The organism is Pseudooceanicola pacificus (genome assembly GCF_009789075.1).
In the GTDB taxonomy this organism is placed as follows: Bacteria; Pseudomonadota; Alphaproteobacteria; order Rhodobacterales; family Rhodobacteraceae; genus Pseudooceanicola; species Pseudooceanicola pacificus.
The window spans coordinates 187,265-213,517 of record NZ_WNXQ01000004.1 but is presented as its reverse complement, the minus strand read 5'-3'; the positions used below and the strand labels follow the sequence as shown (position 1 = coordinate 213,517).

General features: G+C 67.8%; 27 protein-coding genes. 20 read left to right on the top strand and 7 right to left on the bottom strand.

Annotation, left to right across the window (positions count from 1 at the left end; genetic code table 11):
* Positions 1 to 54: 54 nt before the first annotated feature.
* Entirely contained in the window at positions 55 to 630 is a 576-nt protein-coding gene (locus GLS40_RS09110; protein WP_160382447.1) for a MarR family winged helix-turn-helix transcriptional regulator, read from the bottom strand.
* A 184-nt stretch (positions 631 to 814) separates the two neighbouring features.
* Here GLS40_RS09110 and GLS40_RS09105 point away from each other — a divergent pair, with 184 nt between their 5' ends.
* Complete coding sequence (locus tag GLS40_RS09105) at positions 815 to 2,611, top strand: FAD-dependent monooxygenase (protein WP_160382446.1); 1,797 nt, start codon at positions 815 to 817, stop codon at positions 2,609 to 2,611.
* Positions 2,612 to 2,636: 25 nt separating this feature from the next.
* Positions 2,637 to 3,386, top strand: a complete 750-nt coding sequence (locus tag GLS40_RS09100; protein WP_160382445.1) for an SDR family NAD(P)-dependent oxidoreductase — start codon at positions 2,637 to 2,639, stop codon at positions 3,384 to 3,386.
* Between the two features lie 3 nt (positions 3,387 to 3,389).
* On the opposite strand, the gene GLS40_RS09095 is transcribed toward GLS40_RS09100, so the two are convergent.
* The gene (locus GLS40_RS09095) at positions 3,390 to 3,833 is read right to left on the bottom strand and encodes a DUF1330 domain-containing protein (RefSeq protein ID WP_160382444.1); all 444 of its coding nucleotides are present in this window, start codon (positions 3,831 to 3,833) and stop codon (positions 3,390 to 3,392) included.
* A 177-nt stretch (positions 3,834 to 4,010) separates the two neighbouring features.
* Between GLS40_RS09095 and GLS40_RS09090 the strand changes: the two genes are divergently transcribed.
* The 7 genes from GLS40_RS09090 (at position 4,011) to GLS40_RS09060 (ending at position 9,291) form a co-directional block, all read left to right on the top strand.
* Positions 4,011 to 5,051 (top strand): alpha/beta fold hydrolase, encoded by a 1,041-nt coding sequence (locus tag GLS40_RS09090; protein WP_160382443.1) that lies wholly within the window; start codon positions 4,011 to 4,013, stop codon positions 5,049 to 5,051.
* 18 nt (positions 5,052 to 5,069) lie between these two features.
* A complete protein-coding gene (locus GLS40_RS09085; RefSeq protein ID WP_160382442.1) occupies positions 5,070 to 5,453 on the top strand; it encodes an EthD domain-containing protein in 384 nt (127 codons plus the stop codon).
* Between the two features lie 102 nt (positions 5,454 to 5,555).
* Positions 5,556 to 5,942 carry an EthD domain-containing protein gene (locus GLS40_RS09080; RefSeq protein ID WP_160382441.1) on the top strand — a complete coding sequence of 129 codons (387 nt, stop codon included), beginning with the start codon at positions 5,556 to 5,558 and terminating at the stop codon, positions 5,940 to 5,942.
* Positions 5,942 to 6,715, top strand: coding sequence for an SDR family NAD(P)-dependent oxidoreductase (locus GLS40_RS09075; protein ID WP_160382440.1), 774 nt, complete (start codon positions 5,942 to 5,944; stop codon positions 6,713 to 6,715). The genes GLS40_RS09080 and GLS40_RS09075 overlap by 1 nt, the downstream gene beginning before the upstream one ends.
* 41 nt (positions 6,716 to 6,756) lie before the next feature.
* Positions 6,757 to 7,521, top strand: a complete 765-nt coding sequence (locus GLS40_RS09070) for an SDR family NAD(P)-dependent oxidoreductase (RefSeq protein WP_160382439.1) — start codon at positions 6,757 to 6,759, stop codon at positions 7,519 to 7,521.
* Between the two features lie 23 nt (positions 7,522 to 7,544).
* Positions 7,545 to 8,564, top strand: coding sequence for a zinc-dependent alcohol dehydrogenase family protein (locus GLS40_RS09065; protein WP_202076031.1), 1,020 nt, complete (start codon positions 7,545 to 7,547; stop codon positions 8,562 to 8,564).
* A 4-nt stretch (positions 8,565 to 8,568) separates the two neighbouring features.
* Positions 8,569 to 9,291 carry a glutathione S-transferase N-terminal domain-containing protein gene (locus tag GLS40_RS09060; protein WP_160382438.1) on the top strand — a complete coding sequence of 241 codons (723 nt, stop codon included), beginning with the start codon at positions 8,569 to 8,571 and terminating at the stop codon, positions 9,289 to 9,291.
* A 4-nt stretch (positions 9,292 to 9,295) separates the two neighbouring features.
* On the opposite strand, the gene GLS40_RS09055 is transcribed toward GLS40_RS09060, so the two are convergent.
* Genes GLS40_RS09055 through GLS40_RS09040 form a run of 4 tightly spaced genes read right to left on the bottom strand, consistent with a single transcriptional unit; the run spans position 9,296 to position 12,946 of the window.
* Positions 9,296 to 10,198 (bottom strand): hydroxymethylglutaryl-CoA lyase, encoded by a 903-nt coding sequence (locus GLS40_RS09055; RefSeq protein WP_160382437.1) that lies wholly within the window; start codon positions 10,196 to 10,198, stop codon positions 9,296 to 9,298.
* Entirely contained in the window at positions 10,195 to 11,421 is a 1,227-nt protein-coding gene (locus GLS40_RS09050; RefSeq protein ID WP_160382436.1) for a CaiB/BaiF CoA transferase family protein, read from the bottom strand. The genes GLS40_RS09055 and GLS40_RS09050 overlap by 4 nt, the downstream gene beginning before the upstream one ends.
* Positions 11,422 to 11,457: 36 nt before the next feature.
* Positions 11,458 to 12,759, bottom strand: a complete 1,302-nt coding sequence (locus GLS40_RS09045) for an MFS transporter (RefSeq protein ID WP_160382435.1) — start codon at positions 12,757 to 12,759, stop codon at positions 11,458 to 11,460.
* 7 nt (positions 12,760 to 12,766) lie between these two features.
* A complete protein-coding gene (locus GLS40_RS09040) occupies positions 12,767 to 12,946 on the bottom strand; it encodes a hypothetical protein (protein ID WP_160382434.1) in 180 nt (59 codons plus the stop codon).
* 211 nt (positions 12,947 to 13,157) lie between these two features.
* Between GLS40_RS09040 and GLS40_RS09035 the strand changes: the two genes are divergently transcribed.
* From GLS40_RS09035 to GLS40_RS09015, 5 genes are read left to right on the top strand one after another with little or no spacing between them, the layout of a single operon-like run.
* A complete protein-coding gene (locus tag GLS40_RS09035; RefSeq protein ID WP_160382433.1) occupies positions 13,158 to 14,195 on the top strand; it encodes a TRAP transporter substrate-binding protein in 1,038 nt (345 codons plus the stop codon).
* A 21-nt stretch (positions 14,196 to 14,216) separates the two neighbouring features.
* Positions 14,217 to 14,744, top strand: a complete 528-nt coding sequence (locus tag GLS40_RS09030; protein WP_160382432.1) for a TRAP transporter small permease — start codon at positions 14,217 to 14,219, stop codon at positions 14,742 to 14,744.
* A 49-nt stretch (positions 14,745 to 14,793) separates the two neighbouring features.
* Positions 14,794 to 16,086 (top strand): TRAP transporter large permease, encoded by a 1,293-nt coding sequence (locus tag GLS40_RS09025; RefSeq protein WP_160382431.1) that lies wholly within the window; start codon positions 14,794 to 14,796, stop codon positions 16,084 to 16,086.
* A 59-nt stretch (positions 16,087 to 16,145) separates the two neighbouring features.
* A complete protein-coding gene (locus GLS40_RS09020; RefSeq protein ID WP_160382430.1) occupies positions 16,146 to 16,973 on the top strand; it encodes an SDR family NAD(P)-dependent oxidoreductase in 828 nt (275 codons plus the stop codon).
* Positions 16,970 to 17,896, top strand: a complete 927-nt coding sequence (locus GLS40_RS09015; protein WP_160382429.1) for a DMT family transporter — start codon at positions 16,970 to 16,972, stop codon at positions 17,894 to 17,896. Before GLS40_RS09020 ends, GLS40_RS09015 begins: the two co-directional genes overlap by 4 nt.
* A 24-nt stretch (positions 17,897 to 17,920) precedes the next feature.
* Here the strand turns inward: GLS40_RS09015 and GLS40_RS09010 are convergent, their stop codons facing one another.
* Positions 17,921 to 19,606: an FAD-dependent oxidoreductase gene (locus tag GLS40_RS09010; protein WP_160382428.1), complete on the bottom strand. Its 1,686-nt coding sequence runs from the start codon at positions 19,604 to 19,606 to the stop codon at positions 17,921 to 17,923.
* Between the two features lie 159 nt (positions 19,607 to 19,765).
* Here GLS40_RS09010 and GLS40_RS09005 point away from each other — a divergent pair, with 159 nt between their 5' ends.
* The 6 genes from GLS40_RS09005 to GLS40_RS08980 all read left to right on the top strand — a co-directional run bounded on the left by GLS40_RS09005 (position 19,766) and on the right by GLS40_RS08980 (position 26,252).
* Positions 19,766 to 20,947: an alpha/beta hydrolase gene (locus GLS40_RS09005; protein WP_160382427.1), complete on the top strand. Its 1,182-nt coding sequence runs from the start codon at positions 19,766 to 19,768 to the stop codon at positions 20,945 to 20,947.
* Between the two features lie 112 nt (positions 20,948 to 21,059).
* Complete coding sequence (locus GLS40_RS09000) at positions 21,060 to 21,692, top strand: VOC family protein (protein ID WP_202076030.1); 633 nt, start codon at positions 21,060 to 21,062, stop codon at positions 21,690 to 21,692.
* Between the two features lie 146 nt (positions 21,693 to 21,838).
* Positions 21,839 to 23,017, top strand: coding sequence for an LLM class flavin-dependent oxidoreductase (locus GLS40_RS08995; protein WP_160382426.1), 1,179 nt, complete (start codon positions 21,839 to 21,841; stop codon positions 23,015 to 23,017).
* A gap of 12 nt (positions 23,018 to 23,029) precedes the next feature.
* Positions 23,030 to 23,827, top strand: coding sequence for a flavin reductase family protein (locus GLS40_RS08990; RefSeq protein ID WP_160382425.1), 798 nt, complete (start codon positions 23,030 to 23,032; stop codon positions 23,825 to 23,827).
* A 78-nt stretch (positions 23,828 to 23,905) separates the two neighbouring features.
* Positions 23,906 to 25,105, top strand: coding sequence for an acyl-CoA dehydrogenase family protein (locus GLS40_RS08985; RefSeq protein ID WP_160382424.1), 1,200 nt, complete (start codon positions 23,906 to 23,908; stop codon positions 25,103 to 25,105).
* Positions 25,106 to 25,118: 13 nt separating this feature from the next.
* Positions 25,119 to 26,252, top strand: coding sequence for a CaiB/BaiF CoA transferase family protein (locus GLS40_RS08980; protein ID WP_160382423.1), 1,134 nt, complete (start codon positions 25,119 to 25,121; stop codon positions 26,250 to 26,252).
* The last annotated feature ends 1 nt before the right edge of the window (position 26,253 follow it).

The following is a 26,253-nucleotide window of genomic DNA, read 5'->3' as shown; positions in this document are numbered from 1 at the left end:
GACTGCGGCCAGCCTAGGCGCTGTGCCGGGCCGTGCTGTCCCTGAGGGCGGGACTCAGTCGGCGTTTTTGGCGGGCGATCCGAACTCGGTCAGGACCTCCTGCCAGGGCGTGTTTTCCGACAGGCGGGCCTCGGCCCGCTTGGTCACGATGGTCAGCAGGCGCCGCAGTTCCGCCGCCTCCGAAGCGGACAGCGGGCTGAGAAGGGCATCCTCGGCCGCGATGAACAGCGGGATGATCTGGCGATAGGCCTCCACGCCCCGGTCACTCAGCCGGATCAGCTGGCGGCGCCGGTCGCTCGGGTCGACGCGGCGGCGGATCAGCTTCTTGATCGACAGCTGGTCGATCGCCCGACTGATGGTCACCTGGTCCGTCGCGACCATCTCGGCGATCGTCTTGGCGGGCAGCGGCGCTTGCGAGCCGAGGATGGCCAGGATCCGCCAGCCCAGCACGGTCAGCCCGAAGCGTTCACCATACATCGACTGCATGATCCAGCTTGTCCGGTTGGCGATGACAGAGCACAGCCGCGCAATGTTCTCTTCCGACCGGAAAACGTGATCCTCGGCCAGCTTCATCCGCTCGATCAGAGCGTCGGCCTCGTCCTTGTCCCAGGTTTGATCGTTCGAATTCATCCGCCGCTCATTGGAAAGTATGTGTCTTTGACACCTTGCATCATTCCCTGTCAGGACCCGCCCGGTGTAACGCATTTGGGGGACAGTCTAGACGAGCGGGCACAATTAATCGACGTGGCAGGTCGCCGAACCGGTCCGGGCGGCCCTGAACGACAAGGCCCGGCTGCTATACCCGGAGGTCGAATTGCCCGACATCGAAATTCCCGTTCTCATCGTCGGGGCCGGTGGCTGCGGCCTGACCGCCTCGATCGCGCTGTCCGAACTTGGGGTCCGGTCGTTGCTGGTTGAACGGCGCGGCGTGACCGGAACGCTGCCCAAGGCGCGCTACATCAACCAGCGCACGATGGAGGTCTTTCGCCAGTTCGGCCTGGATGGCGCGGTCTACCAGCGGGCGATGCCGCTCGACAGCATCCAGCGCATCCGCTGGTGCACGACCCTGGGCGGCGACGGGCCGCTGGACCGGCGGACCTTCCACAGCGTGGATTCCTTCGGGGGCGGGTCGCTGACCGATTACCGGCGGCACAGCCCCTGCGAAAGCTGCCTCTATCCCCAGGTCCGGCTGGAACCTCTGCTGAACGACGAGGCCGGACGCCGCAATCCCGGGGGGCTGCTGTTCTCGCACGAGCTGCAGTCGCTGGAACAGGACCGCGACGGCGTCACCGCCGTGATCCGCGACCTCGCCACCGGGCAGGACAAGACCGTGCGCGCGCAGTACCTGATCGCCGCCGACGGCGGTCGCACGGTCGGGCCCATCGTGGGCAGCCGGCTGGAGGGTCGGCGCAAGATGGTGGACATGGTCACGGTCTATTTCCGGGCGGACCTGTCGCAGTGGTGGGACGATGACCATGCCATGACGACATGGTTCGTGAACCCCGACGGCGGGTCCTGGACCAGCGGTGTGCTGGGCAAGCTGGGCCCGACACGGTTCGACCGGCATTCCGAGGAATGGATGTTCCACTTCTCGTTCCGTCCCGACGATCCCGCGCGGTTCGACGAGGCCTCGCTGCTGCCGCGCATGCGCGAGCTGATGAAGCTGCCCGACCTCGATCCCGACATCATCGGCATCGGTCACTGGGAGGTCGAGGGCGTGCTGGCGGACCGCTACCGTTTTGACCGCGTCTTTCTGGCGGGCGATGCCGCGCACCGGCATCCGCCGACCACCGGGCTGGGCCTGAACTCGGCCATCCAGGATGCCCACAACATCGCGTGGAAGCTGCGCGAGGTCCTGGCGGGCCGCGCCGATCCCGCGCTGCTGGACAGCTACGAGGCCGAGCGCCGCCCCGTCGCCGCCCGCAACGTGAGCTGGGCGCTGATGACCTTCGAGAACCATCCGTTGACGGATGGCGCCATCGGCCTCGTGCGCGGGGATGGCGAGACCAGCCGCCGGAACTTTGCCAGGTTCTTTGCCGAGGACGACGAGGGCCGCACCCGCCGCGCCCGGCTGAAGCAGGTGCTGAAGGTGCAGGAGATGGAGTGGCAGGCGCATGACCTGGAGCTCGGCTTCCGCTACGATCAGGGCGCCGTCGTGGCCGACGGCACGCAGCCGCCGGTGCCGGATCCGCTGGGTCGGACCTATGTGCCCACGACACGCCCCGGACACCGCCTGCCGCATTGCTGGATCGAGCGCGACGGCAAGGTGCTCTCGACCCTCGACCTGGCGGGGCGGGGGGATTTCGTGCTGATCGCGGGTCCGAACGGTGACGCCTGGGCCGAGGCCGGGCGTGCCGTCGCCGCGCGCTGCGGCATTCCGTTCCGGGCGGTCGTCGCGGGCAGGGATTTCACCGACGTGGACAGGGACTGGTCCATCCAGTCCCAGATCGGCGCGGGCGGTGCCCTGCTGGTGCGGCCCGACACCCATGTCGCCTGGCGCTCGGTCGGGCCGGTGGCCGATCCCGGGGCGGTGCTGGACCAGGTCCTGACCGCGCTGCTGCGGCAGGCGCCCAAGGCGGCGCCCGGGGCGGCAGAGGTGGCGGCGCAATGATCCGGAACCGCATCGGGGCACCGGCATGAGCCTGGCACATCCCTTCGCCCTCGACGGGCAGACCGTGCTGGTGTCGGGCGCGGCGGGCGCGCTCGGCTCGGCCACGGCACGGGCCTGTGCCGCCCTTGGCGCCCGGCTGATCCTGGCGGATATCGAAACGCCGTCGGACCTGGCCGCCGACCTGCGGGACGCCGGGGTGGAGGTCCGGGCGGTCCGCATCGACACCACCGACCGGGACAGGGTGTCGAGCCTGATCCCCGCACTCGGCCCGCTCGACGCCTATGCGGAATGCAGCGGCGTCTATGCCAAGGGCGACTGGCTGGACGATGGCGCATGGGACGCGCTTTACGCCCGGATCATGCAGGCCAACGTCCGGGGGCCCATCAACATGCTGCGCGCCGTGCTGCCCGCCATGATGGCGCGGGGCAGGGGCCGCGTCGCCATCATCGCCTCGCAGGCCGGGCGCAACGCCGGCACCACGCTGGACGTGGAACCGGCCTATGTCGCCTCGAAGGGCGCGGTGCAGTCGCTGGTGCGCTACTTCGCCCGTCAGGCGGCACCGCATGGCGTGACGGTCAACGCCGTGGCGCCCGGGCCGATCCTGACGCCGATGCTGCGCGCCTCGGGCCAGCCCTTCGACCTGTCGCGCCTGCCCATGGGGCGGATGGGCGACCCGTCCGAGGTCGGCGGGCCGATGGCCTTCCTGTGCTCGGCCGCCGCCGGCTATACCACCGGCGCGGTGCTCGACATCAACGGCGGGTTGCATTTCTCCTGACCGCTATCCGCCGGCCCATATCGACAGCAGATCGTCCTGCGCGCAGACGATCAACCGGGACGCCGCCACTGCCGCCGCGCGGTGTCGCCAGGCTTTGCGGTAGTCGGGCGACGAGATCATCTCCACGAAGGAAGACACCGTGTCGTAGGTCCTCACGAAGACCAGATCCCATCGTTCTGCGGGCGGAGCGATGAGACTGGCCAGCGGCTGACCTTGCCAGGCCATACCGCCCGGGGCGCGGACGGGGTTGCGGGCGTTTTCCCGGACGTACCGGCGAAACGCCGCCTCTCCGGTGATTTCGGGCGCACCGTATTCCGGATCGTCCGGCGTGTAGAGCGCGATTGGCCGGAAGGCCAACATGTTCAGCATGCCGAACGGTCTGTCCGGCTCCAATTCGAGCAGCTGCCTGAAGCCCGGTTCATCCATGGAAACCACATCCCGGTACATCCGTGCGCACCTCTCCGCCATGTCTCGCCTGTCTTCGATCCCTGACGCCGACCACCGGGCCCAGCTGTCCCCGCGGGAGGGGGCAGGGAAGCAATGAAACGGGTGAGAGGTTTTCGCCAACAGGTCGGATCGCCGGCCGCAGGGGCCGCAGCAGGCCAGACGAAAGGGCGCGAAACCATGTCGCAAGAAATCCTGCCCGGCACGCACCTCATCGGCGATCACCGGGTCTTCTTTCTGGCATGCGGGCCAGAGGATGGCGTCCCGATCGTCTTCGTGCACGGCTGGCCGGAACTGTCATGGAGCTGGCGTCACATCCTGACCCACTTTGGCGCAATGGGTTTCCGGGCGATCGCACCGGACATGCGCGGGTATGGCCGCTCTGGCGTCTATGCCGAATTCGGCGCCTACAGCCTGCGCCACCAGGTCGGGGACCTCGTCGGTCTTGCCGATGCACTGGGCATCGACCGGGCGATCTGGGTGGGACATGACTGGGGCGCGCCCGCTGTGTGGTCCGTCGCCAGCCATCATCCCGACAGATGCCACGCCGTCGCGGGTCTTTGCGTACCCTACCGGACGCTGGAATTCGGGATGGAGCACCTGCTGCCGCTGGTCGACCGCACGATCTATCCGGAGGATCGCGATCGCTACGGCCAGTGGGCCTACCAGCGCTTCTACGTCGAACAGTTCGACCGCGCGACGTCGGTGATGGAGGCGGATCCGGACCGGACCGTCCGGGCGCTCTTCCGCAGAGGCAAACCCGAAGGGCTGGGCCAGCGCAGTCCGCATGCGGACATCTTCGCCAACGGCGGCTGGTTCGGTGGTGCCGATGTGGCGCCGGATGTCGAACGGGACGCGGCGGTGATCAGCGATCTGGACCGCGCGATCTATGTCGAGGCACTGTCGCGCAACGGGTTCTTCGGCCCGAATGCCTACTACCGCAACGACGATGCCAACAAGGCCTACACGCTGGAAGCAGTGAATAACGGTCGGCTGGACATGCCCGTGCTGTTCCTGGCCGGGCGTTACGATGTCACCTGCGAGGCGGTCGACTCGCGCCTGGCCGAACCGATGCGGGACAGCTGCACCCGTTTGACCGAGCGGATCGTACATTCTGGCCACTGGATGGCGCAGGAGCGGCCGGACCGGGTCAATCTGGAACTGTCGCGCTGGATTTTCACAGACCTTCCCGATGTCGTCTCCGACGACTCCGCGCCCTGACCACACAAGGACCTGCACATGCTCATTCTTCTGGGTTTCTACAAGCGCAAGCCCGGCCTGACGCTGGACGAATTCCACAGGCACTGGGGCGAGGTACATGGCCCACTGGTCGCCGCGACCCCGAATGTCGAAACCTACCTGAAGCGCTACGTGCAGCACCACATCAAGCCCAGCACCGGCTTTGCCGGGGTCGGCACGCTGGACTACGACGGGTTTTCCGAAGCGTGGTTCGTCTCGGAAGAGGCGCGCAAGGAGATGCACGCCCAGCCCTACCAGACAGAGATCATGCTGCCCGACGAGGCGGAGTTCCTCGACATGGACGCAACCCGGCTGCTGATGATGGACAGGCAGGTCGTGCAGATCGGCACCGACTACGCTTTCGAGTGGATGGCCGGGAGCTGACGATCCTGTCCAAGGTCTTGTCCCCGCGCCGAGGGGCCTTGGCGCGGTGCGGAACATGGCAGGACTCGCGTCAGCATACTGACGGCATCCGGCGGAGGCGACATGATCATCACACTGGGGTTCTACAAGCGGAAGCCGGGGCTGACGCTGGACCAGTTCCACGCCCACTGGCGCGACGTGCACGGCCCGCTGATCGCCGGCATTCCGGACGTCGGGAAATACATCAAGCGTTACGTCCAGCACCGTATGGTTCCCGGCGAGGGCTGGCCGGGTGTCGGCCCGCTGGACTACGACGGGTTTTCCGAGGTCTGGTTTCCCAGCCTCGACGCCCGCAAGGAGTTGCACGCGCTCGACTACTTCCAGACCGAGATGCTGGCGGACGAACGCGCGTTCCTCGACATGGATGCGACGCGCATCCTGATGTTCGACAACCAGACCGTCCAGATCGGCAAGGACTATGCCGACGACTGGATGGCGGGCCGCATCTGATGCGGGGTCTCGCGGGACGGTCCGTCATTGTCACCGGTGCGGCGCGGGGGCTGGGCCACGGCATCGCCACGCGCCTGCTGGCCGAGGGCTGCCGCGTGCTTGCCGTCGACCGCAATGCCGACGGTCTGGACAGGCTGGCAGGGGCCGAGACGCTGGTACAGGACGCCACGGCCGACGAGGCGCCGCAGCGCATCCTCAAGGCCTGCCGGGCGGCGTTTGGTGGTCTCGATATCCTGGTGAACAACGTAGGCCTCGGGAATGCGCCGCAGGTCCACGACACGACCGACGACCTTTATGACCTCTACCTCGACGTGAACCTGCGGGCGATGTTCCGGCTGTCGCGCGATGCGCTGCCGATGCTGCTCGAAAGCCGGGGGAACATCGTCAACATCGCCTCCTCCATCGGGCTGTCGGGCTACATGGGCTTCGGCCCCTACACGGCGGCCAAGGCGGGGGTGATCGGCCTGACCCGCCAGATGGCCGCGACCTACGGCGCGCGCGGGCTGCGGGTCAACGCAGTGGCGCCGGGGGTGATCCGAACGCCCGGCACCGAGGAGCGGCTGGAAACCGCACGCTTCAAGGCGCTGGTGCTTGGCACCATGCCGATGGGACTGACCGGCGACCCCGGCGACGTCGCCTCGGCCGTGGCCTTCCTGGCCAGCGACGAGGCGCGGATCGTGACGGGGCAGGTGCTGGCGGTGGACGGGGGGCAGACCGCCTCGGTCTACGTCAGTGAAGAGATGATCGCGGCCTGGGAAGCGACCCAGGCCTGAGGCGCGGCCCGTCGCGGGACCGCAGGATAAGGATGACGACGATGAGATTTGCCCTGGTCACCGGGGGCGCAAGCGGGCTTGGCCTCGCGACCGCCCGCCGCTTTGCCGAGGACGGGATGACCGTCGCGGTTGCCGACCTCAACGGCCCCGCCGCCGAAGCCGCCGCCGCCGGGCTGCCCGGATCGGGCCACCGCGGGTTCGCGCTGGACGTGACGGACGAGGCCGCCGTCGGCGCCCTATTCGACACGGTCGAGGGCGAGATGGGGCCGGTTTCCGTGCTGGCGCAGTTCGCCGGCACGCTGGGCAACGGCAGCATGGCGACCGCGCCCGACTTTGCCGATACCGAGCTGTCGGACTGGGATTTCACCATGGGCGTGAATGCGCGCGGCACAATGATTTGCGTGCGGGAATTCTCGCGCCGCCGCCGCACGACGCCGGTGGAGCACGGGCGGGTGATCACCGTGTCGTCCATGGCCGGGCAGACCGGCGGTCTGCAGTCGGGCGTGAACTACTCTGCCTCCAAGGCCGCCGTGCTGGGCCTGACCCGCTTTGCCGCCCGGGCGCTGGCGAAACAGGGCATCACGGTCAACGCCATCGCCCCCGGGCCGATCGACACGCCGATGCTGGCCAAGGCGACGGGCGCCACAACTGATGGCGCCAAGTACACCTTGATGGACGCGATCCCGATGGGCCGCGTCGGACACCCGGACGAGATCGCGCATGCGGCCTCGTTCCTGGCCGCGCCGCTGGCCGGTTTCATCACGGGCACCACAATCGCGGTGAACGGCGGGCTCTTCATCGACTGAAGCACAGGGCCGGAGGCACAGGTATGAAACAGATGAAAGCGGTCGAGCTGCTGACCGCCACCGGCGGCGGCACGCTGCAGGTGGCCGAGCGCCCGGTGCCCGAACCGGGTCCGGGCGAGGTGCTGGTGCGGGTGCGGGCCACCTCGCTCAACTTCCGCGACCTGCTGGTGATGGATTACATCTACGGCACGCTGCCCGATGTGGTGATCCCGCTGTCGGACGGCGCCGGAGAGATCGCGGCGCTTGGCCCCGGTGTCTCGGGGTTGTCGGTCGGGCAGAGGGTGGCGGGTGCCTTCTACCCCGACTGGATCACGGGGCCGATCACGGCCGCGGCGCGGGCCCGTTCGCTGGGGGCGAACATGGACGGGATGCTGGCTCAATACGCCCTGCTGCCGGCCCATGCCGCGATCCCGGTGCCCGATCATCTGACCGACGAAGAGGCCGCGACGCTGCCCTGCGCCGGCCTGACCGCGTGGAACGCGCTGTTCGAGGTCGCGGGCCTGCAGCCGGGAGAGACGGTCCTGCTCATCGGGTCGGGCGGGGTGTCGGTCTATGCGCTGCAGTTCGCGCTCATGGCCGGGGCGCGGCCGATCATCCTGTCGGGCAGCGCCGAAAAACGCGCGAAGCTGGCAGAGCTCGGGGCCGAGACGATCATCGACTACCGCGCCATGCCCGACTGGCACGAGGAGGTCCTGCGCCTGACCGGCGGCGAGGGGGTCGACGCGGTGGTCGAGGTCGGCGGACCGGGCACGCTGGAGCGTTCGCTGAAATCGCTGCGGATCGGTGGCACGGCGATCGCCATCGGCTTTGTCGCGCAGGACGGTGCCGGGGTGCAGCCGCGATTGCTGATCGGGAAATCCGCCCGGTTGCAGGGCATGACCGTCGGCAGCTGCGCGCAGTTTCACGCGATGAACCGCGCGGTGGCGCGGCACGGGCTGCGGCCCGCCATCGGCCATGTCTTTGCGATGGACGAGGTGCAGGCGGCCTACGACCTGCTGCGCAAGGCCGGGCATTTCGGCAAGATCGTCGTCAGGGTGGACTGATCCGGTGATCGACCTGCACTGCGTCGCCACGGGCAACAACCTCAAGATCGCCATCATGCTGGAGGAAACCGGACTGCCCTACCGGCTGGTGCGGTACGAGATGTTCGCGGGCACCCACCTGGAACCGGCGTTCCGGCGGATCAACCCGAACTGCAAGCTGCCCGCCATCGTGGATCATGCGCCCGTGGATCACGGCCCGCCGTTCAGCGTCTTTGAAAGCGGCGCGATCCTGACCTACCTGGCCGAGAAATCCGGCCGGTTCATGCCCGCCGATCTGCGCGGGCGGAGCCTGTGCCAGCAGTGGCTGGCCTGGCAGATCGCGGGCCTCGGGCCGATGCACGGGCAGGCGCATCACTTCGTCCGCTACGCGCCCGAGGGCCAGACATACGGTATCGAGCGGTACCGTCGCGAGGCCGAGCGTCTGCTGCACGTGATGGAGTATCGCTTGGCCGAAGCCCCGTACCTGGCCGGTGTCTACGGCATTGCCGACATCGCCTGTTTTCCGTGGATCGGCGGGCTTGGGCTGATCGGGCTGGGCCTCGACGACCTGCCCGCCGTGTCGGACTGGCACGACCGGATCGCGGCGCGGCCCGCCGTCGCCGCCGCCCGCGCGGCGCTGATGGACGAGAACCGGAGCCTCTACACCCGGGTCCGGGCCGAGCTGACGCCCGAACAATGGTCGGCCATGTTCGGCGACCGGATGCACGCGGCCTCGCGCATCCGCTGACCCTTCAGCCGCAGGCGGCGGTCATGGCGGCGCGCACCCGCCCGCCGCTTTGCCCGCCGGGGATTCCGGTGCCGTCGCAGGCCACGGGGATCAGCGCGTCGAGATCGATGCCGGTGGCCACGCCCATGCGGTGGAACATCCAGACGACATCCTCCGTCGCCACGTTGCCCGTGGCACCGGGCGCGAAGGGGCAGCCGCCCAGCCCCGCGAAGGAGGCGTCGACGATCCGCACCCCGCTGCGATACGCGGCAAAGACATTCGCAAGCCCCAGGCCATAGGTGTCATGCGCGTGCATCGCCCAGCGTTTCACCTGGGGAAAGGCCTCGCGCGCCATGCCGAACAGCCGCTCGACCTGCTGCGGCTCGCCCTTGCCCGTGGTGTCGCAGAGGCAGATCTCGGCGCCGGGCAGGGCGGGAACCAGTTTCCCGAGCAGGGCGATCACCGCCTCTTCGGGGATGCGCCCCTCGAACGGGCAGTCGAAACAGGTGGAAAGATCCAGCCGTATGTCGGTGCCTTGGGGCAGGGTCGCGACGAGGCGCAGGTACTCGGCCACCGACTCGTCGGTGTGGCGGCGGACGTTGTTGCGGTTGTGGCTTTCCGAGACCGACAGGACGAAGGTCGGGAACCGCGCGCCGTTGTCCAGCGCCCTGAGCATGTGCTTTTCGCTGGGCACCAGGACGCGGGGGGAGAGGCCGGGGATACCGTCGCAGGCGGCCAGCAATTCGGGAGTGTCGGCCATCTGGGGCAGGGCGCGGGGGCTGACGAAGGACCCGATCTCGACCTCGCGCAGCCCGGCGGCGGCGAGGCGTTGCAGGTAGGCGATCTTGTCCGCCGTGGGGATGAAGGGGCCGATACCCTGGAACCCGTCGCGGGGCCCGACCTCGACGATGGTCACGCTGTCGGTCATGCGATCACCCGGTCCGCGCGCAGGGCGCCGATGGCCTCGGGGGTGTAGCCGGCGCCGGTCAGCACCTCGTCGGTGTGTTCGCCGATGTCCGGGCCGCACCAGCGGATGTCGCCCGGGTCGTCTGTGACCAAGGGCACGATGCCGGGATGGGTCAGTGTCCGGCCAAGGTGCGGGTCCTCGACCTGCCGGACCATGCCGCGCAGCGCGTATTGCGGATCGGCGGCGCAATCGGCGGCGTCGTATATCTTGGTCGAGGGCACGTCCGCCTGTTCCAGCAGGGACAGCAGCGCAGCCGCGTCGTGCTGGCGGGTCCAGCCCTCGATGATGGCGTCAAGCGCGGCCACGTTCGCGACCCGCGCGGGGTTGTCGGCGAAACGCGGATCGTCGATCAGGTCGCGCCGGTACATCAGCCCGGCCAGGCGCTGGAACAGGGGCTCGGAATTGCCGGCGATCACCACCCATTTGCCATCGCGCGAGGGATAGGCGCTGGACGGCGCGGCGGTCGGAATGCGCGAGCCCGAGGGCTGGCGGATGCGGCCGAGTTCTCCGTATTCCGGCAGCATCCCCTCCATCATGCTCAGCACCGAATCCGTCAGCGCCACGTCCAGCGTGCGCCCGCGCCCGTCGCCCCCGGTCCGGTCGCGCTGCCAGAGCGAGGCCGCGATGCCGAGCGCGGCATAAAGCCCGGCCAGCGAATCCCCGATGCTGACCCCCGCCCGCACCGGGGGCAGGTCGGAGGTGCCCGGCGCGTGGTCCGACAGGTAACGCAGGCCGCCGATCGCCTCTCCCACCACGCCGAAGGCGGCGCGGTCGCGGTAGGGGCCGTCCTGGCCGAAGCCCGAGACATGGCCGATGACCAGACCGGGGTTGTCGGCCCGCAGCACGTCATTGCCCAGACCCATGCGGGCCAGTTGCCCGGGGCGGAAGTTCTCGACCACCGCGTCGCAGTCGCGGACGATCCGGCGGACCACATCCACCGCGCCGGACGCCTTGAGGTTCAGCGCGATGGACCGCTTGTTGCGGGCATGCACCGACCACCAGAGCGACCGGCCCTCGACCGCCGCGCCCCACTTGCGCACGGGATCGCCCGCGGGGGGTTCGATCTTGATCACGTCGGCGCCCAGATCGGCGAGGACACGGGTGCAGAAGGGGGCGGCGATGAAGTGGCCGATCTCGAGGATGCGCAGCCCCTTGAGGGGGCCGGAATAGGGCCTGTCGGTCATGTGGGTTCTCCGGGTCGGGACGCGGGTCGGTTCCGGTCAGTCTGGCGGAGCCGCCGATGCCGTCCTGTCCACGCCTTTGGGGACATCCGGCAAAATCTCGTGCCGGTCCGGCAGGACCCTGCGCAGGCGTGCCGTCCAGATCAGCAGCGCAACGGCCGAACTCATCGACAGGACGCACAGGCCGCCGAAGGCCCGAGACAGGCCGAAGACATCTGCCGCCAGCCCCGTCAGCAGGACCGGCACCACTGAGCCGAAATAGCAGCAGATGTAGAGCACCGAGAGCACGGTCGCGCGGCTCCAGTCCGGGGCGATCCGGTTCGTCAGTTCGACCACGCCCATCCAGGCCAGGCCCTGGGAGGTCCCGCCAAGCAGCATGCCGAGCGCCACGCCCGCGACGCCGCCTGCGTGGAGCGATGCCAGCACGGTTGTCAGCGCGGCGATCACCAGGATCAGCGAGACCACGATCGCGCGCAGGTAGCCCAGCCAGCCGCCGCCAAGCTGGACGATCCCGGCGGTGGTCAGGAAGGCCACGACCGCCAGGCCGCCGGTCATCGGATGCGCGCCCTGCATGAGCGCCGGGATGATGCTGGGGCCGAGCGACAGCCAAAGCCCGGTATTGGCCCAGGTCAGGACCGCGACGCAGGCCGCATAGGCGAAGGGCAGCGCGATGCCGGGCGGAACCCGCAGGGCCTGGGGCCGGAAAGAGGCGCTGCGCAGGCTCTGCTTTTCCTCTGGGTGGATGGTCTCGCGATAGCCCCCGGTCAGAATCAGGCCCAGCGTGAGCAGCACGGCGAAGATGATGTAGGGCGCGGCCACGGCGGTGGGTCCGGTGGCGTAATGGGCGATCAGCGTCGCGGTCAGCATGCCCGCGGCCGGGGCGCTGAGCGTCGCGATGGCCCCGATGCGCGAGGCGCTGCCGCGGTTGCGGGTCGGGTGCAGTTCGACGATGGCGGCCACGGCCGGGCCGCTCAGCAGGCCGATGCCGTAACCGTTGAGCAGGCGCGCCACCAGCAGGCTGGTGAAGCCGCCGGCCCAGAGGTAGCACAGGCTGGCCGCAAGGATGGTCAGCAGCCCGGCCCGGGTCAGCGGCTTGCGCCCCAGCTGGTCGCCAAGCCGCCCGCCATGCAACAGTCCGAAGGTGACACCGACCGGGTAGCCCGCGAAGATGATCGCGATGTCGGTGTTCGACAGCCCGAAATCCGCCTGCCAGATCGGGTAGAGCGGCGTGGCGAGGTGGCTGCCGAAGAGCGCCAGGAACAGAACCACCGCAGATAGCGTGAACTGCCACCCCGGAGGTAGGCGGTGCGCTGCGGTGCGATGATCCGTCCCGGCGCGCATCTGGGGCCTAGTCCGGCGCGCCGCGCAGGCCCGCAAGGGCGGCGGCGAAACGGGCGATGCGCTGGCCCTGCACCCCGGCTGCGGCCAGGACCTCGGCACCGACACCGTCCGCCCCGGCGGCGACGGCCTGTCCGATGGCGTGATCATGTCCCGTGCTGCTGTCATAGACGACCGCGATCCTGGTCACACTGGCCTCCTGTCCCGCTCCCTCACCTGTGGCGAGCCTAGGGGTGCGCCGCGGCCGGCCATGCACCCGCCCACGGGGACAAGGCCCCCGTCGCAAGCTGTCACATAGATAGGGACAGACGCGTCGGCCCCCGTCTTCTCAAATGAGGTCAGGTTTTCGGTGGGTCGGCCAGACTCAACGACACGGCCACCCGCACAGGAGGAGTAACACGATGAAGATCACGCAAATTGCAGCAGCAGGCGCGCTGTTCGGCCTGGCGGCGGGGCAATCCTATGCCGAAGACGTCACCCTGCGCTATTCGTCGTGGCTGCCGGCGCAGCACCACGTCAACACCGAGGTGATGTATCCCTGGTTCGAGCAGATCGAGCAGGTCACCGAGGGCCGCGTGAAGGTCCAGACCCTGCCCAAGATGGTCGGTACCGCAGCGGGGCAGTTCGATGTCGTGCGCGACGGCCTGGCCGACGTGTCGTTCATCGTGACCGGCTACACCCCCGGCCGCTTCGTGTTGTCCGAGATGGGCGAGATGTCCTGGGTCGGCAACGATCCCAGCACCTTCGGCCCGATCTTCTGGGACATCTACAAGGAGTATATCGAACCGCTGGGCGAATTCGACGGGGTCAAGGTGATGACCATGATCTCGAACGCACCGGGCAACATCGTGACCGTCGGGAAAGAAATCAACTCGATGGAGGATCTCAAGGGCGTCAAGCTGCGCAGCTCGGGCCCCTATGCGACCTCGATGCTGGAAGCGGTTGGCGCGGTGCCGATCCTCAAGTCCTCGAACGAGGCCTACGAGATGATGTCCACCGGCGTGATCGACGGCAGCCTGGCCCAGCCCGAGACGGTCATCAACATGAACATGCTCGACCTCGGCAAGCACTACACGATCATCCCCGGCGGCCTGTTCAGCGCCGCGCTTGGCATGATCATGAACGAGGACAGCTGGGCCCGCATCTCGCCCGAGGACCAGAAGGCGATCTGGGCGATCTCGGGTGACGAACTGGCCCAGGAACTGGCCGACGATTTTGCCAATGCGGGTGCCATCGCGATGGAGCAGATGGAAGCCAAGGAAAGCATGACGGTCAAGACCATCGGCGACGACTTCCTGGCCGAACTCAAGGAAGCGACCAGGCCGCTGGAAGAGGAATGGGCCGCCCGCGCCAGGGAGAAGGGGATGGAAAACCCGCTGGAGGTGCTCGCCGAGTTCCGCCGCCGGGTGAGCGACGCCGAATCCGCACCCTCGAACTGATCCGGGACGGGAGGAACCGCCGTGCTACGCCAAATCGAGAAGGCCATACGTTTCGTCGCGGCCGTGCTTCTGTTCCTTCTGATGATGCTGACCTTCATCGACGTGATCGGGCGGAACTTCTTCAACCGCCCGCTCAACGGCGCCGCCGAACTGACCGAGCTGTCGCTGGGGGCCATCGTCTTCCTGATGCTGCCGCTGATCGCGATCCGGCAGAGCCACATCGTGGTCGACCTCTTCGACTTCGTGCCCAGCCGTATCTTCAAGGCGGCGCAGGCGATAACCGGCATCGTCGTCGGGGTGTTCTTCTTCGGCATGATGGCCTGGCGCCTGTGGCACCTGGGCGACAGCACCGCCCGGTACAACGACCTGACCCCGACGCTGAAGCTGCCGATCGCGCCGCTGGTCTACGGCATGGCGGTCTTTGCCGCGATCACGGCCGTCTGCATTCTGGCGATCGGTGTGCGCCACCTGTGGCGACCGAGCGCGCGGCGTCCTGCCGAACGCGACGTCGACGCGGCGAACCTGGCGTCCGGCGGCACCAACGGCTGAGGCCGTCGCCGCGGCGCCCAAGACAACAAACGACCCGGAGGGTAGAAATATGGAAGTGGCACTCGTCGGATTCGGGGCGGCCTTCGCCCTGATATTCATGCGTGTCCCGATTGCCCTGGCCATGGGCGTGATCGGGTTCCTGGGCTTTGCCTACCTCGTGGGCTGGCGTCCGGCGTCGTCGATGCTGGCGATGGTGTCCAAGGACAGCACGATGACCTATTCGATGGTCGTCATCCCGCTGTTCATCCTGATGGGCAACCTCGTCGCCGGCACCGGCATCTCGCGCGAACTCTATCGCGCGGCGCAGTCGTTCCTGGGGGCGCGCAAGGGCGGACTGGCCGTGGCCACCGTGGTGGCCAGCGGCGGCTTTGCCTCGATCTGCGGATCTTCGGTCGCCACGGTGGTCACCATGGGAAAGGTCGCGATGCCATCTATGCGGCAGTACGGCTACGACGACCGGCTCTCGACGGCCTCGGTCGCCGCGGGCGCGACGCTGGGCATCCTGATCCCGCCCAGCGTATTGCTGGTGATCTACGGCATCATCACCGAAACGCACATCGGCATGCTTTATGCCGCGGGGCTGATCCCCGGGCTGCTGGGTATCGTGCTCTACATCGTCGCGGTGCGCTGGACGGTTTGGCGCTATCCCGACATCGCCCCCGCCGCAGAGCGCGCGCCCTGGTCGGAACGGATCGCGTCCCTGTCGCACATCTGGGCTGCGGTGCTGCTGTTCGCAGTGGTGATCGGCGGCATCTATTCGGGTTTCTTCACCTCGACCGAGGCGGCGGGCTTCGGCGCCTTCGGGGCGCTGGTCATCGCGCTGGCGCGGCGCAAGCTGGGGATGGCGCAGTTCCTGGACATCCTGGTCGACACCGCCGAAACCACGGCCGTTCTGTTCGCGCTTATCATCGGCGCCGGCCTCTTTACCGAGTTCCTGAACTACTCGGGCGCGCACGGGGCGCTGCTGGACTTCGTCACCAACTCGGGCTTCTCCCCGGCGCTGGTGATCCTGGTGATCTGCGTGATCTACATCATCCTCGGCATGCTGATGGAGTCGATCTCGATGGTGCTGCTGACGGTGCCGCTGTTCTTTCCGGTGGTCACCGGGTTGGGGTTCGACCCGGTCTGGTTCGGCATCCTGCTGGTCATCCTGTGCGAGCTCGGCCTGATCACGCCGCCCATCGGGGTGAACCTCTTCGTGATGCGCAGCGTGACGCCGGAGGTGCCGATCTCGCGCATCATCCGTGGCATCATACCCTTCATCGGGGTGGACCTGATCCGCGTGGCGCTGGTGGCGCTGTTCCCGGCCATCGCGCTTTTCCTGCCACACCTGCTGTTCTGACCCTGCGCGGGCGCCACCACCGGCAGCCCGCGCCGCATTCCCATGACCGGAGACCATAGATGACGGACGACCGCGATCCGAAGGCCCTGCGCCGCGACTGGATGAGAACCTCGACGCTGGAGGGGCGGGTGGCCCTTGTCGCCGGCGGCGGCAGCGGCATCGGAGAGGCCATCGCCCATGCCTTTGCTGCCAACGGCGTGCGTGTCATCGTCGCCGACCTGCGCCCTGACATGGCCGACGGCGTCGCCAGGGCGATCAAGGCCGAGGGCGGAGAGGCCACCGCGGTCGGCATGGACGTCTGCAAGCAGGAGGATATCGACCAGGCACTGGCCAAGGCCGAAAGCGCCTATGGCGGACTGGACATGCTGGTGAATTCGGCCGGGGTGATCGCACCGCAGCCGCTGGTGGACGCGGACCTGGGCAAATGGCGCAGCTCGTTCGAGGTCAACGTCGAAGGCGCGCTGATGCTCGCCCGCAGCGCCCTGCAGCTGCTGAAGGCCAGCCCCGTCGCCTCGGTCGTGAACATCTCGTCCCTGGCGGGTGGGCGGGCCTATGCCAACGGCGGGTCCTACGGCACCAGCAAGGCCGCGCTGATCCATCTGTCCCGGACCATGGGCGTGGAATGGGCCGAGCACGGCGTGCGGGTCAACGTCATCAGCCCCGGATCCGTCCTGACCCCGCTGCTGCTGGCCAACATGACGAGAGAGACGCAGGCCGCCCGGGCCGAGCGCATCCCCCTGGGCCGGATGGGGGCCCCGCGCGAGATCGCGGACCTTGCCGTCTTCCTTGCCTCGCCCATGGCCTCTTACATCACCGCGCAGGAGATTTGCTGCGACGGCGGGCTGTCGCAGGCGCTGATGGTCCAGAAGTGGCAATCGGACTCGTGACCCACACACGCGGAGCGACGCCCTTCCCGGTCTCGCCGGCCGTGCCCGGACCGGCGATCCTGTGCCTGATTGCGGCGACCTTCCTGAACTCCACAACCGACGCCATGGCCAAGACACTGGTCCTGGCCGGGGCGTCGGTGCCGTTCATCCTCTGGGCGCGCTACATGGTGCAGCTTGTGACGGTGACGGTGATCTTCCGCGCCTGGCGCAACCCGAGCTGCTACCGCACCCGACGCTGGGGCCTGCATGTCGTCCGCAGCGCGATGATCCTGACCGCAGGCGTCTTCGCCTACCTCGCCCTGATGCACCTGCAGCTGTTCGAATTCGTCTCGATCGTCTTCACCATTCCGATCTTCACCATGGTGATCGGCCGCCTGGCCCTGGCCGAAACGGTCGAGCCGCGCCGCTGGTTCGCGGTGGCGCTCGGCATGCTGGGCGTGCTGATCATCACCCGCCCCGGGTCGCAGCAGATCAACCCTGGGCATTTCTATGCGCTCTGCGCCACGCTGTCCTACTGCGTCTTCACCATTCTCACCCGTGTGCTGACCCGGACCGAACGGACCGACACGCTGATGTTCATCCCGGCGGTTCTGCTGACCGTGGTGCTGACCCCCTTTGCGCCGGAACTCCTGCGGGTCGAGGGGGGATTCTGGACCTGGTTCAACCTGGGCAGCGTCGGGATGCTGGGGGCCATCGCGCATATCCTGACCGTGCACGCCTACCGGCAGGGCACGGCCTCGGGGCTGGCCCCCTACTTCTACACCCAGATCCTGTGGGTCCTGCTGTACGGGTTCGTGCTGTTCGGCGACCTGCCGGACCTGTGGATGATCGTCGGAAGCGGCTGCATCGTGGCCAGCGGCATCTACCTGGCGCATCGCGACCGCATGGCCGCGATGCCGGAAACCAGCGTCACCGGCGGCTGACGGGCCGTCGCGCGTGCCGTCCCGTCAGGGCAGTGCGGCGATATCCAGACCGGCGATATAGCCAAAGGTCAGCCCCGGCCCGAGGCTGGACCCGCCGGCCGGGTACATCCCCTTGGTCATCGAGTTCATGTCGAGGCCGACGGCATAAAGCCCCTGCATCGGCCTGCCGTCCTGCCCCAGCACACGCGCCCGCGCATCCGTGTCCAGGCCCGCGACGGAGCTCAGGTCGCCGGGGTAGAGCGTGATGGAATAGAACGGCCCGGTTTCCAGCGGGGCGAGGCTGGGGTTCGGCTTGACCGTCTGGTCGCCCCGGAAACGCGAATGCGCATCCGCCCCGCGCCCGAAGTCGTCATCGGCCCCCTTGCGGGCCATGCCGTTGAACCGCTCGACCGTGGCCTTCAGCCGGGCCGGGTCGATCCCCAGCTTGCCGGCCAGGTCCTCGATCGTGCGCCCCTCGGTCAGGTAGCCGTTCTTCAGCCACTTGCCGATGCGGTAGGGGAAGGGGCGCACCAGCCCCATGCCATAGCGGCGCAGGAAGGTCCGGTCGCCGATCAGGAAAGACCGGTCCATCCCTTCGGCATGCATGGTGGTGACGTAATGCTGGTACGACAGCCCCTCGTTCACGAAGCGTTCGCCCGCCTGGTTCACGGCGATGGAGCCGGGCATGTAGCGGTCGATCATGATGTGCGGAAAGCGCTGCATCCTGCCATCCGCCCCCCGATGTTCCGAGATCGGGATGAAGATCGCGTTCATCGGGTTGTCACGCACCAGCGTGCCGCCCGCCGACTCGCCCATCGTGGCGCCGTCGCCCACGTTCTCGGCCGGCTGGATCGAACGGTGATGCGCGGGGTTCGGCATGAATTCCTTTCGCCGCTCCTCGTTCGCGCCGAACCCGCCCGAGGCCAGCACGACCGCGCGCCGGGCCGTCAGTGCCAGCTCCCGCCCCGCGCGGCGGACCCGAACGCCGGTGACCCGGTCGCCGGACTTCAGCAGTTCCAGCGCCGGGCAGTCGTTCCAGAGCGTCACGCCCGCATCCAGCGCCGATTTCAGCAGCCGCCCCGCCAGCGCGTTGCCGCTGACCAGCCGCGTCGCCCGCCCGTGCGTGACCTTCTGACGGGCATAGCGCAGGACGGTCTTCGTCGTGTAGGCAAAGCTCGCCCCGCTCTGGAATGCGGTGCGCAGCGGCGTGATGTCGGCGCCCGCCACCTGCATGCCGCCCAGCACCGTCAGGGTATCCAGCGGCTGGCGCAGCAGCTTGAGGTGATCGCCCAGCTTGGTCCCGTCGAATTCGCGTACCAGAACCCCGCGCGAGTGATAGGCACAGGGCTTGTCGGGCTCGTAATCCGGGGTGGGGGCGACCAGGAACTCCAGTTCCGTCGTCGCCTCCATGTGCTCCAGCATCTTCGGGCCGTATTCCAGGAAGGCGTCGATCTTGGCCTCGTCGTAATAGTTGCCGAGGACCGCGCGCAGGTAGGTCTCGGCCTTCTCGCGGCTGTCCTCCAGCCCGGCACGGTGCATCAGGTGATTGTTGGGGATCCAGGCGACCCCGCCGGAATAGGCCGTGGTTCCGCCGAAGACCTTGGCCTTTTCGATCACCAGTACGTCCAGCCCGCCCTGCGCGGCGACGATGGCCGCGGTCAGGCCGCTCACGCCCGATCCGATAACGATGGCGTCGTAGTCTTTCACGGGGTCTTGCACGGTGTCCAGCACGGGGCCCTCTCCGATCCTGTTGCAACCGGCCCAGACTACCGGGGGCAGGGGGGCGCGCTGCCCCCGCGCGCAGGGACCGGCACCTGTAACACGCGCGGGGGACATCGCCGCAGGGGTGCCCGGCTAAGGTTCCCGCACCATGATTTCCGGAGAGCGACCATGACCAGCCCCCCCTATGAGCTCAATTTCCAATGGCTGCACCTGCACTATGCCGACAACAGCCAGTTCGTTGAAACTTATGGATTTTCCGGAAACCAGGGCAATGTGAACCTGGAAGGGATCCTGATCACGCCCGAGGGGCGGCCGTCGGATACGCTCTGCGTGATGATGCACCCGGCCTCGACCCTGCAGCTTTTGCCGGTGCCGCGTGCCCTGGTGGCGCAGGGGCTGCACGTGCTGTGCGCCGCAAGCCGCTATGCCAAGAACGACACCGCCCTGATCATGGAAAAGGTGCTGCTGGACCTCGGCGCCTACATCCGCCACGCCAAGGAGGTGCTGGGCTACAGCAAGGTCGTCCTGGTCGGGTGGAGCGGCGGCGGTTCGCTGACGCTGATGTACCAGGCCGAGGCCGAGGCGCCCTCGATCACCCATACCCCCGCCGGCGATCCGGTGAACGTGAAGGGCGCCGGCCTGATCCCGGCCGATGCGCTGGTGTTCCAGGCCGCCCATATCTCGCGCGCGCGGCTGCTGCTGGACAATATCGACCCCTCGGTGCTGGACGAGATGAACCCCGACAGGCGCGACCCGGAGCTCGACATCTACGACCCGGCCAACCCGCACAAGCCGCCCTTCAGCGCCGCCTACATCGAGCGCTACCGCACCGCGCAGCGCGCCCGCGTCGACCGGATCCGGGCCACCGTTCTGGAGACGCTGGAAGACCTGAAATCGCGCGGCACCGGCGAGGTCGAGCGCCCGTTCCTGACGCACCGCACCTTTGCCGACCCGCGGTTCATCGACCCCACGCTCGATCCCAACGACCGCACGCCCGGGACCAGCTACCTCGGCAATCCCGAGACGGTGAATTCGGGGCCTGTGGCGCTTGGCCGCTTCGCGACGCTGCGGTCCTGGCTGTCGCAGTGGTCGGTCGCGGACAGCAATGCCGATGGCGTCGCCAATGCCGCCAGGATCAAGGTGCCGTTCCTGGCGATCGAGAACAGCGCCGACGATGCCGTGCCGCCCTATCACACGCCGGCCATCCACGCCGCCGCCGCCAGCGCCGACAAGACCTACCACGTGATCAAGGGCGGTTCGCACTATTACGCGGGCCAGCCCGAGCACCTGAAAGAGGCGATCGACACGCAGCTGTCGTGGCTGCGCGAGCGGGGCCTTTTCGACGGCTGAGGCCTGCCGCACAGGCGGCGTACCATCAGGGGGGACAAGTGCCGGAAAGCCCCGATGCTAGCCTGATTTTCAGAGATGGACCCATACGGATATCAAGGAGACGAGGTAAGTCATGGCAAATGCGGAACTCCAGACAGACCGCCCTGCAGACCTGCAGCCCCGCAACCCCGGCCTGACGCCGATGATGCTGAACCACGCGGCCTGGGTCACCCACGACGTCGAGGCCACGTACGACTTCTACACCCGCATCATGGGGATGGAGATCGCAAGCACGGTGATCGACGACGCGGTGCCCTCGACCGGCGACGCGTTTCCCTACTTTCACGTCTTCTTCAAGATGAAGGACGGATCGACCTTTGCCTTCTTCGAGGCGCCGGGCCTGCCGGCACCGGCCAAGTCGACCCACCCGGCCTATGACGTGTTCACGCACATCGCGCTGGAAGTCGACAGCACCGAGAAGCTGATGGAGTGGTACGAGTGGCTGAAGTCGAACGACATCGACATCGTGGGTCCCACGGATCACGGCATCATCATGTCGATTTACTTCTATGATCCCAACGGCGTCCGCCTTGAGATCACCACGCCGCTCGATGCGGACTGGAACAATCACACCGACACGGCCGAGGAAGATTTCAAGCTCTGGACCACCGCCAAGCGCGAGGCGCGCGAAAACGGCGAGGACGTCGTCCAGGCGATGATCAACCTGGCGCGCAAACGACGGGCCGAACGCAACTCGGGCCACTGAGACCCTGGGAACCCTGCCGGAACTTCTTCGCGAAGTGCCGGCTGATTCCCGAAAAGTACTATTGACCATCACTTAGCCATACCATAGCCATCGTCCGGGAATGCCGCGATGCGCATGGCGTTCAAAACGCTTCCGGAGGAGAGGAAATGTCGGATATTCAGCTGCGCCACGGGATCTTTCTGGCACCGTATCACCCAATCGGGGAAAGCCCGACAACGCTCCTCCGCAGGGACATCGAGTACTGCAAGCTCTGGGAAGACCTGGGCTACAACGAGGTCTGGGTGGGCGAGCACCACTCCGGCGGGATGGAGATCATCGCCTCGCCCGAGCTTTTCATCGCGGCGGCCGCCGAGGCCACGACGCGAATCCGGTTCGGCACCGGCGTGATCTCGTTGCCCTATCACAATCCCCTGATGGTCGCGAACCGCATCGCGCAACTGGATCACCAGACGCAGGGCCGGGTCAGCTTCGGCTTTGGCCCGGGTCTGCTGATGGGCGACGCGCATATGCAGGCGATCGAACCCAAGCTGACTCGCAACCGGATGCTGGAGGCGCTGGACGTGATCATCCGCCTGCTGAAGGGCGAGGAGGTCACCGAGACATCTGAATGGTACACGTTGCAGAACGCACGTGCGCACCTGCTGCCCTATACCCGGCCCCTGCCGGAAATCGCCGTTGCAAGCGCCGGCACGCCCTCGGGCGGCAAGGCGGCGGGCAAGTACGGGGCGTCCATGCTCTGCGTCGCCGCGTCGGATTCCGGCGGGTTCAACGTGCTGGATACCAACTGGCAGATCGCCTGCGAGACGGCGGCCGAGTACGGCAACACGATGGACCGCCGCAACCTGCGGCTGGTCGCGCCGATTCACATTGCCGAAACCCGCGAACAGGCGTTCAAGAACGTCGAATGGGGGCTCGACGAATGGGGCGACTACTACGAGCTGGTCTCGCCCAACCCGTTCAAGGCGAAGGGCAAGGAACTGCCCAAGAAGCTGGTGGAGTCCAAGCGCGCCGTGATCGGAACCCCCGACGACGCCATCGAGATGATCGAGCGGATGCAGGGCAAGCAAGGCGAATTCGGCGTCTTCCTCGCGCAGCATGTCGACTGGGCCGACCCCGCGGCGACGCGGAAATCCTATGAGCTTTACGCCCGGTACGTGATGCCGCATTTCGCCAAGACCAACGCCAACCGCCGCGCGACCCAGGACTGGATGATCGAGCAGAACACGAACTTCCAGGATCGGCGCAAGACCGCGTCAGATGCGGCATTCGCCCAGCACGAAGCCGAGCAGTCCGAGAAGAAAGCGCATCGCAAGGCCGGGGAGTAAAGGGACGACGTCATGGAAGTGCACGTGACCGGAAACGCCGCGGCCCTCGCGGAGGCGAACGATTTCAAGCGGTTCAAGGTGGTGATGTCTGACCGCCCTGCGGCGGGGTTCGCGTCGCTCGGAGCCGATCTTCGCTCCGCGCTGACCTTCGATGACGCGGACACCGCCTGGGTGTCCTGCACCTGGCTGCGCGCCGCCGGGCCGGCCGACCCCGACTGGCTGGCCCGGTTCGAACTGATGTTGGACAAGGCCCGGCCGATGGGCTGGGTCAGTGCCGACGGCGCGGCGATCAGGGCGCATGTGGAATGGCCCCTGGCCGCCGGGGACTCGCCCGCCGTGGGCGATGCCTTCCGCAAGGCCATGCGCCGGCTGGCGGCAACGCCTTGCCTGGTCACCACGCTGCGCGATGGACGGCGGCACGGCATGGCCGCGACATCGGTCACCTCTCTCTGCTTCGAGCCGCCGTCCATCCTTGTCTGCGTGAACACCGGCGCCAGCATCCATGACCCCCTGGATGCCGAGGGACGGTTCTGCGCCAACCTGATGGGCGGCGCGCACAGCGACCTGCTGGGCGCCTTCAGCGGAGAGCTGAAGGGCGAGGCGCGGTTTTCCCTTGGCGACTGGCGCGAGGAGGGCGGGCTGCCCTATCTGGCCGATGCCCAGGCCAATATCTTCTGCAGTGTGGCCGAGCGGTGGCGCTACGGTACCCATTCCATATTCGTCGGACAGGTCGAGGCCGTCCGCGCCGACGCCGAACTCGACCCGATGGTCTATCTCGACGGCCGCAAGGGCCGTTTCGCCACGGCCTGAGTGCGTGGCGAAGACCGAACCGACTTTCCGCGCCGCCATCGCGGCGTTCTGACTGCGCCAATTGGGAGTATCCTGAACATGAACGTCAATCTGCTGTCCGAAGCGCTTCCCGTCGGACTGGAACCGACCGAAGAACGCGCCGATATCCAGCGCGCGATCAAGAAGCTCTGCGACGGGTTCGACGACGAATACTGGCGCGAGAAGGAAAGAAAGCACGAATTCCCCCACGAATTCCACAAGGCTCTGGCGGACCAGGGCTGGCTGGGACTGACCATGCCCGAGGAATACGGCGGGGCGGGTCTGGGCGTGGCCGAGGCTGCGCTGATGATGCAGACGGTGGCGAATTCGGCCGGCGCGATCTCGGGCTGTTCGACGTTTCACATCAACCTCTTCGGCCCGCATCCCGTGCTGATCTACGGCACCGAGGAACAGAAGGCCCGGATCGTCCCCCCGCTGGTGCGGGGCGAGGACAAGGTGGCCTTTGGCGTGACCGAGCCCGACGCCGGCCTCGACACCACCGCGATCACCACCCGGGCGGTCCGGCAGGGCGACAACTACGTGGTGAACGGGCGCAAGGTCTGGACCACCACGGCGCAACAGGCGACCAAGCTGTTCCTGCTGACCCGGACCACGCCGCTTGAGGACTGCGCCAAGCGGACCGACGGCATGACGCTGTTCTACACCGATTTCAACCGCGACCGGATCGAGGTGCGCGAGATCGACAAGATGGGCCGCAACGCCGTCAACTCGAACGCGATCTTCATCGACAACCTCGTCATCCCCGAGGAAGACCGCATCGGCGAAGAGGGCAAGGGCTTCCGCATGCTGCTGGACAGCCTCAACCCCGAACGGGTGCTGATCGCGGCGGAATGCATCGGCCTTGGCCGCCGGTCGCTGGCGCACGGCATCCAGTACGCGAATGACCGCACGGTGTTCGGCCGACCCATCGGCCAGAACCAGGCGATCCAGCACCCGCTGGCGCAAAGCTGGATGTCGCTGGAAGCGGCGGACCTGATGGTCTGGCTGGCGGCCAAGCTCTACGATTCCGGCCAACCCTGCGGGGCGCAGGCCAATGCGGCCAAATACCTTGCCGCCGACGCCGCCTTTGCCACCTGCGACCAGGTGGTTCGGACGCATGGCGGCTTTGGCTATGCCAAGGAGTACAACGTCGAACGCTACCTGCGCGAGATCATGCTGCCCCGCATTGCGCCGGTCAGCCGCGAGATGATCATGAACTACGTCTCCGAGCATGTGCTTGGCCTGCCGCGCTCCTACTGATCCCGGCGCGGCCATGTCCGGGGAGACGAGCATACCGCCATCGGGCCCACTTTCCGGGCTGCGCATCCTTGAGATGGAGGCGCTTGGCCCGTTGCCGCTGGCCGGTACGCTGCTGGCCGGGTTCGGGGCCGATGTCGTGCGGATCACCCGGGCCGGCGCCGCGGCGACCCCGGATCCGGTGGTACGCGGGCGCCGGGTCATGACGCTTGACCTCAAGTCCGGGCCGGGCCGGGCGATGCTGCTGGACCTCGTGGCCCATGCGGATGCGCTGATGGAAGGGTTCCGGCCCGGCACGATGGAAAAGCTGGGCCTCGGCCCCGCCGACTGCCACGCGGCCAACCCCGCGCTGGTCTATGCCCGGATGACCGGCTGGGGTCAGGACGGTCCGCTGGCGCAGGAGGCCGGGCATGACATCAACTACATCGCCGTGGCCGGTGCCCTGGGGCGTATCGTGGGCGAGGGCGGGCGGCCCGGCCTGCCGATCAACCTTGTGGGCGATTACGGCGGCGGGACCATGCCGCTGCTTTTCGGGCTGATGACGGCGCTCTGGCAGGCCAGGGCGACCGGGCGGGGTGAGGTGATCGACGCCGCGATGGTCGACGGCACCGCCACCCTGATGGCCAAGCAATACGCCTGGCATGGGCAGGGGCACCTCGGGGCGCCGGGCACCAACCTGCTGGATGGCGGGGCGTTCTTCTACGACACCTACTCCTGCGCCGATGGCCGCCATGTCGCCGTCGGCGCGATCGAGCCCAAGTTCTATGCCGCGCTGCTTGAGGTGCTGGACCTCGCGCCCGCGGATCTGCCACCGCAGCACGACAAGGCCCGCTGGCCCGAGGGGCGGCGCCTCTTCGCGGCGCGCTTCGCGACCCGCGCGCGCGACGAATGGGTCACCCTGGCCGAAGGGCGCGACGCCTGTCTCAGCCCCGTGCTGACCCTGGACGAGGCGATCGACCATCCGCAGGCGCAGGCGCGCGCCAGCTTTGCCCGCGCGGCAGACGGCGCGGTGCTGCCGCTGGCGGCACCCCGGTTCGGCTCGATGGCCGGGCAGCGCATGCAGGCCGAAGGAAACACCGAGACCGACCTGGCCACGCTGCTCGACGACTGGGCGGCGGGCCGGGCCGACCAAGACTGGGAAAGGACCTGAG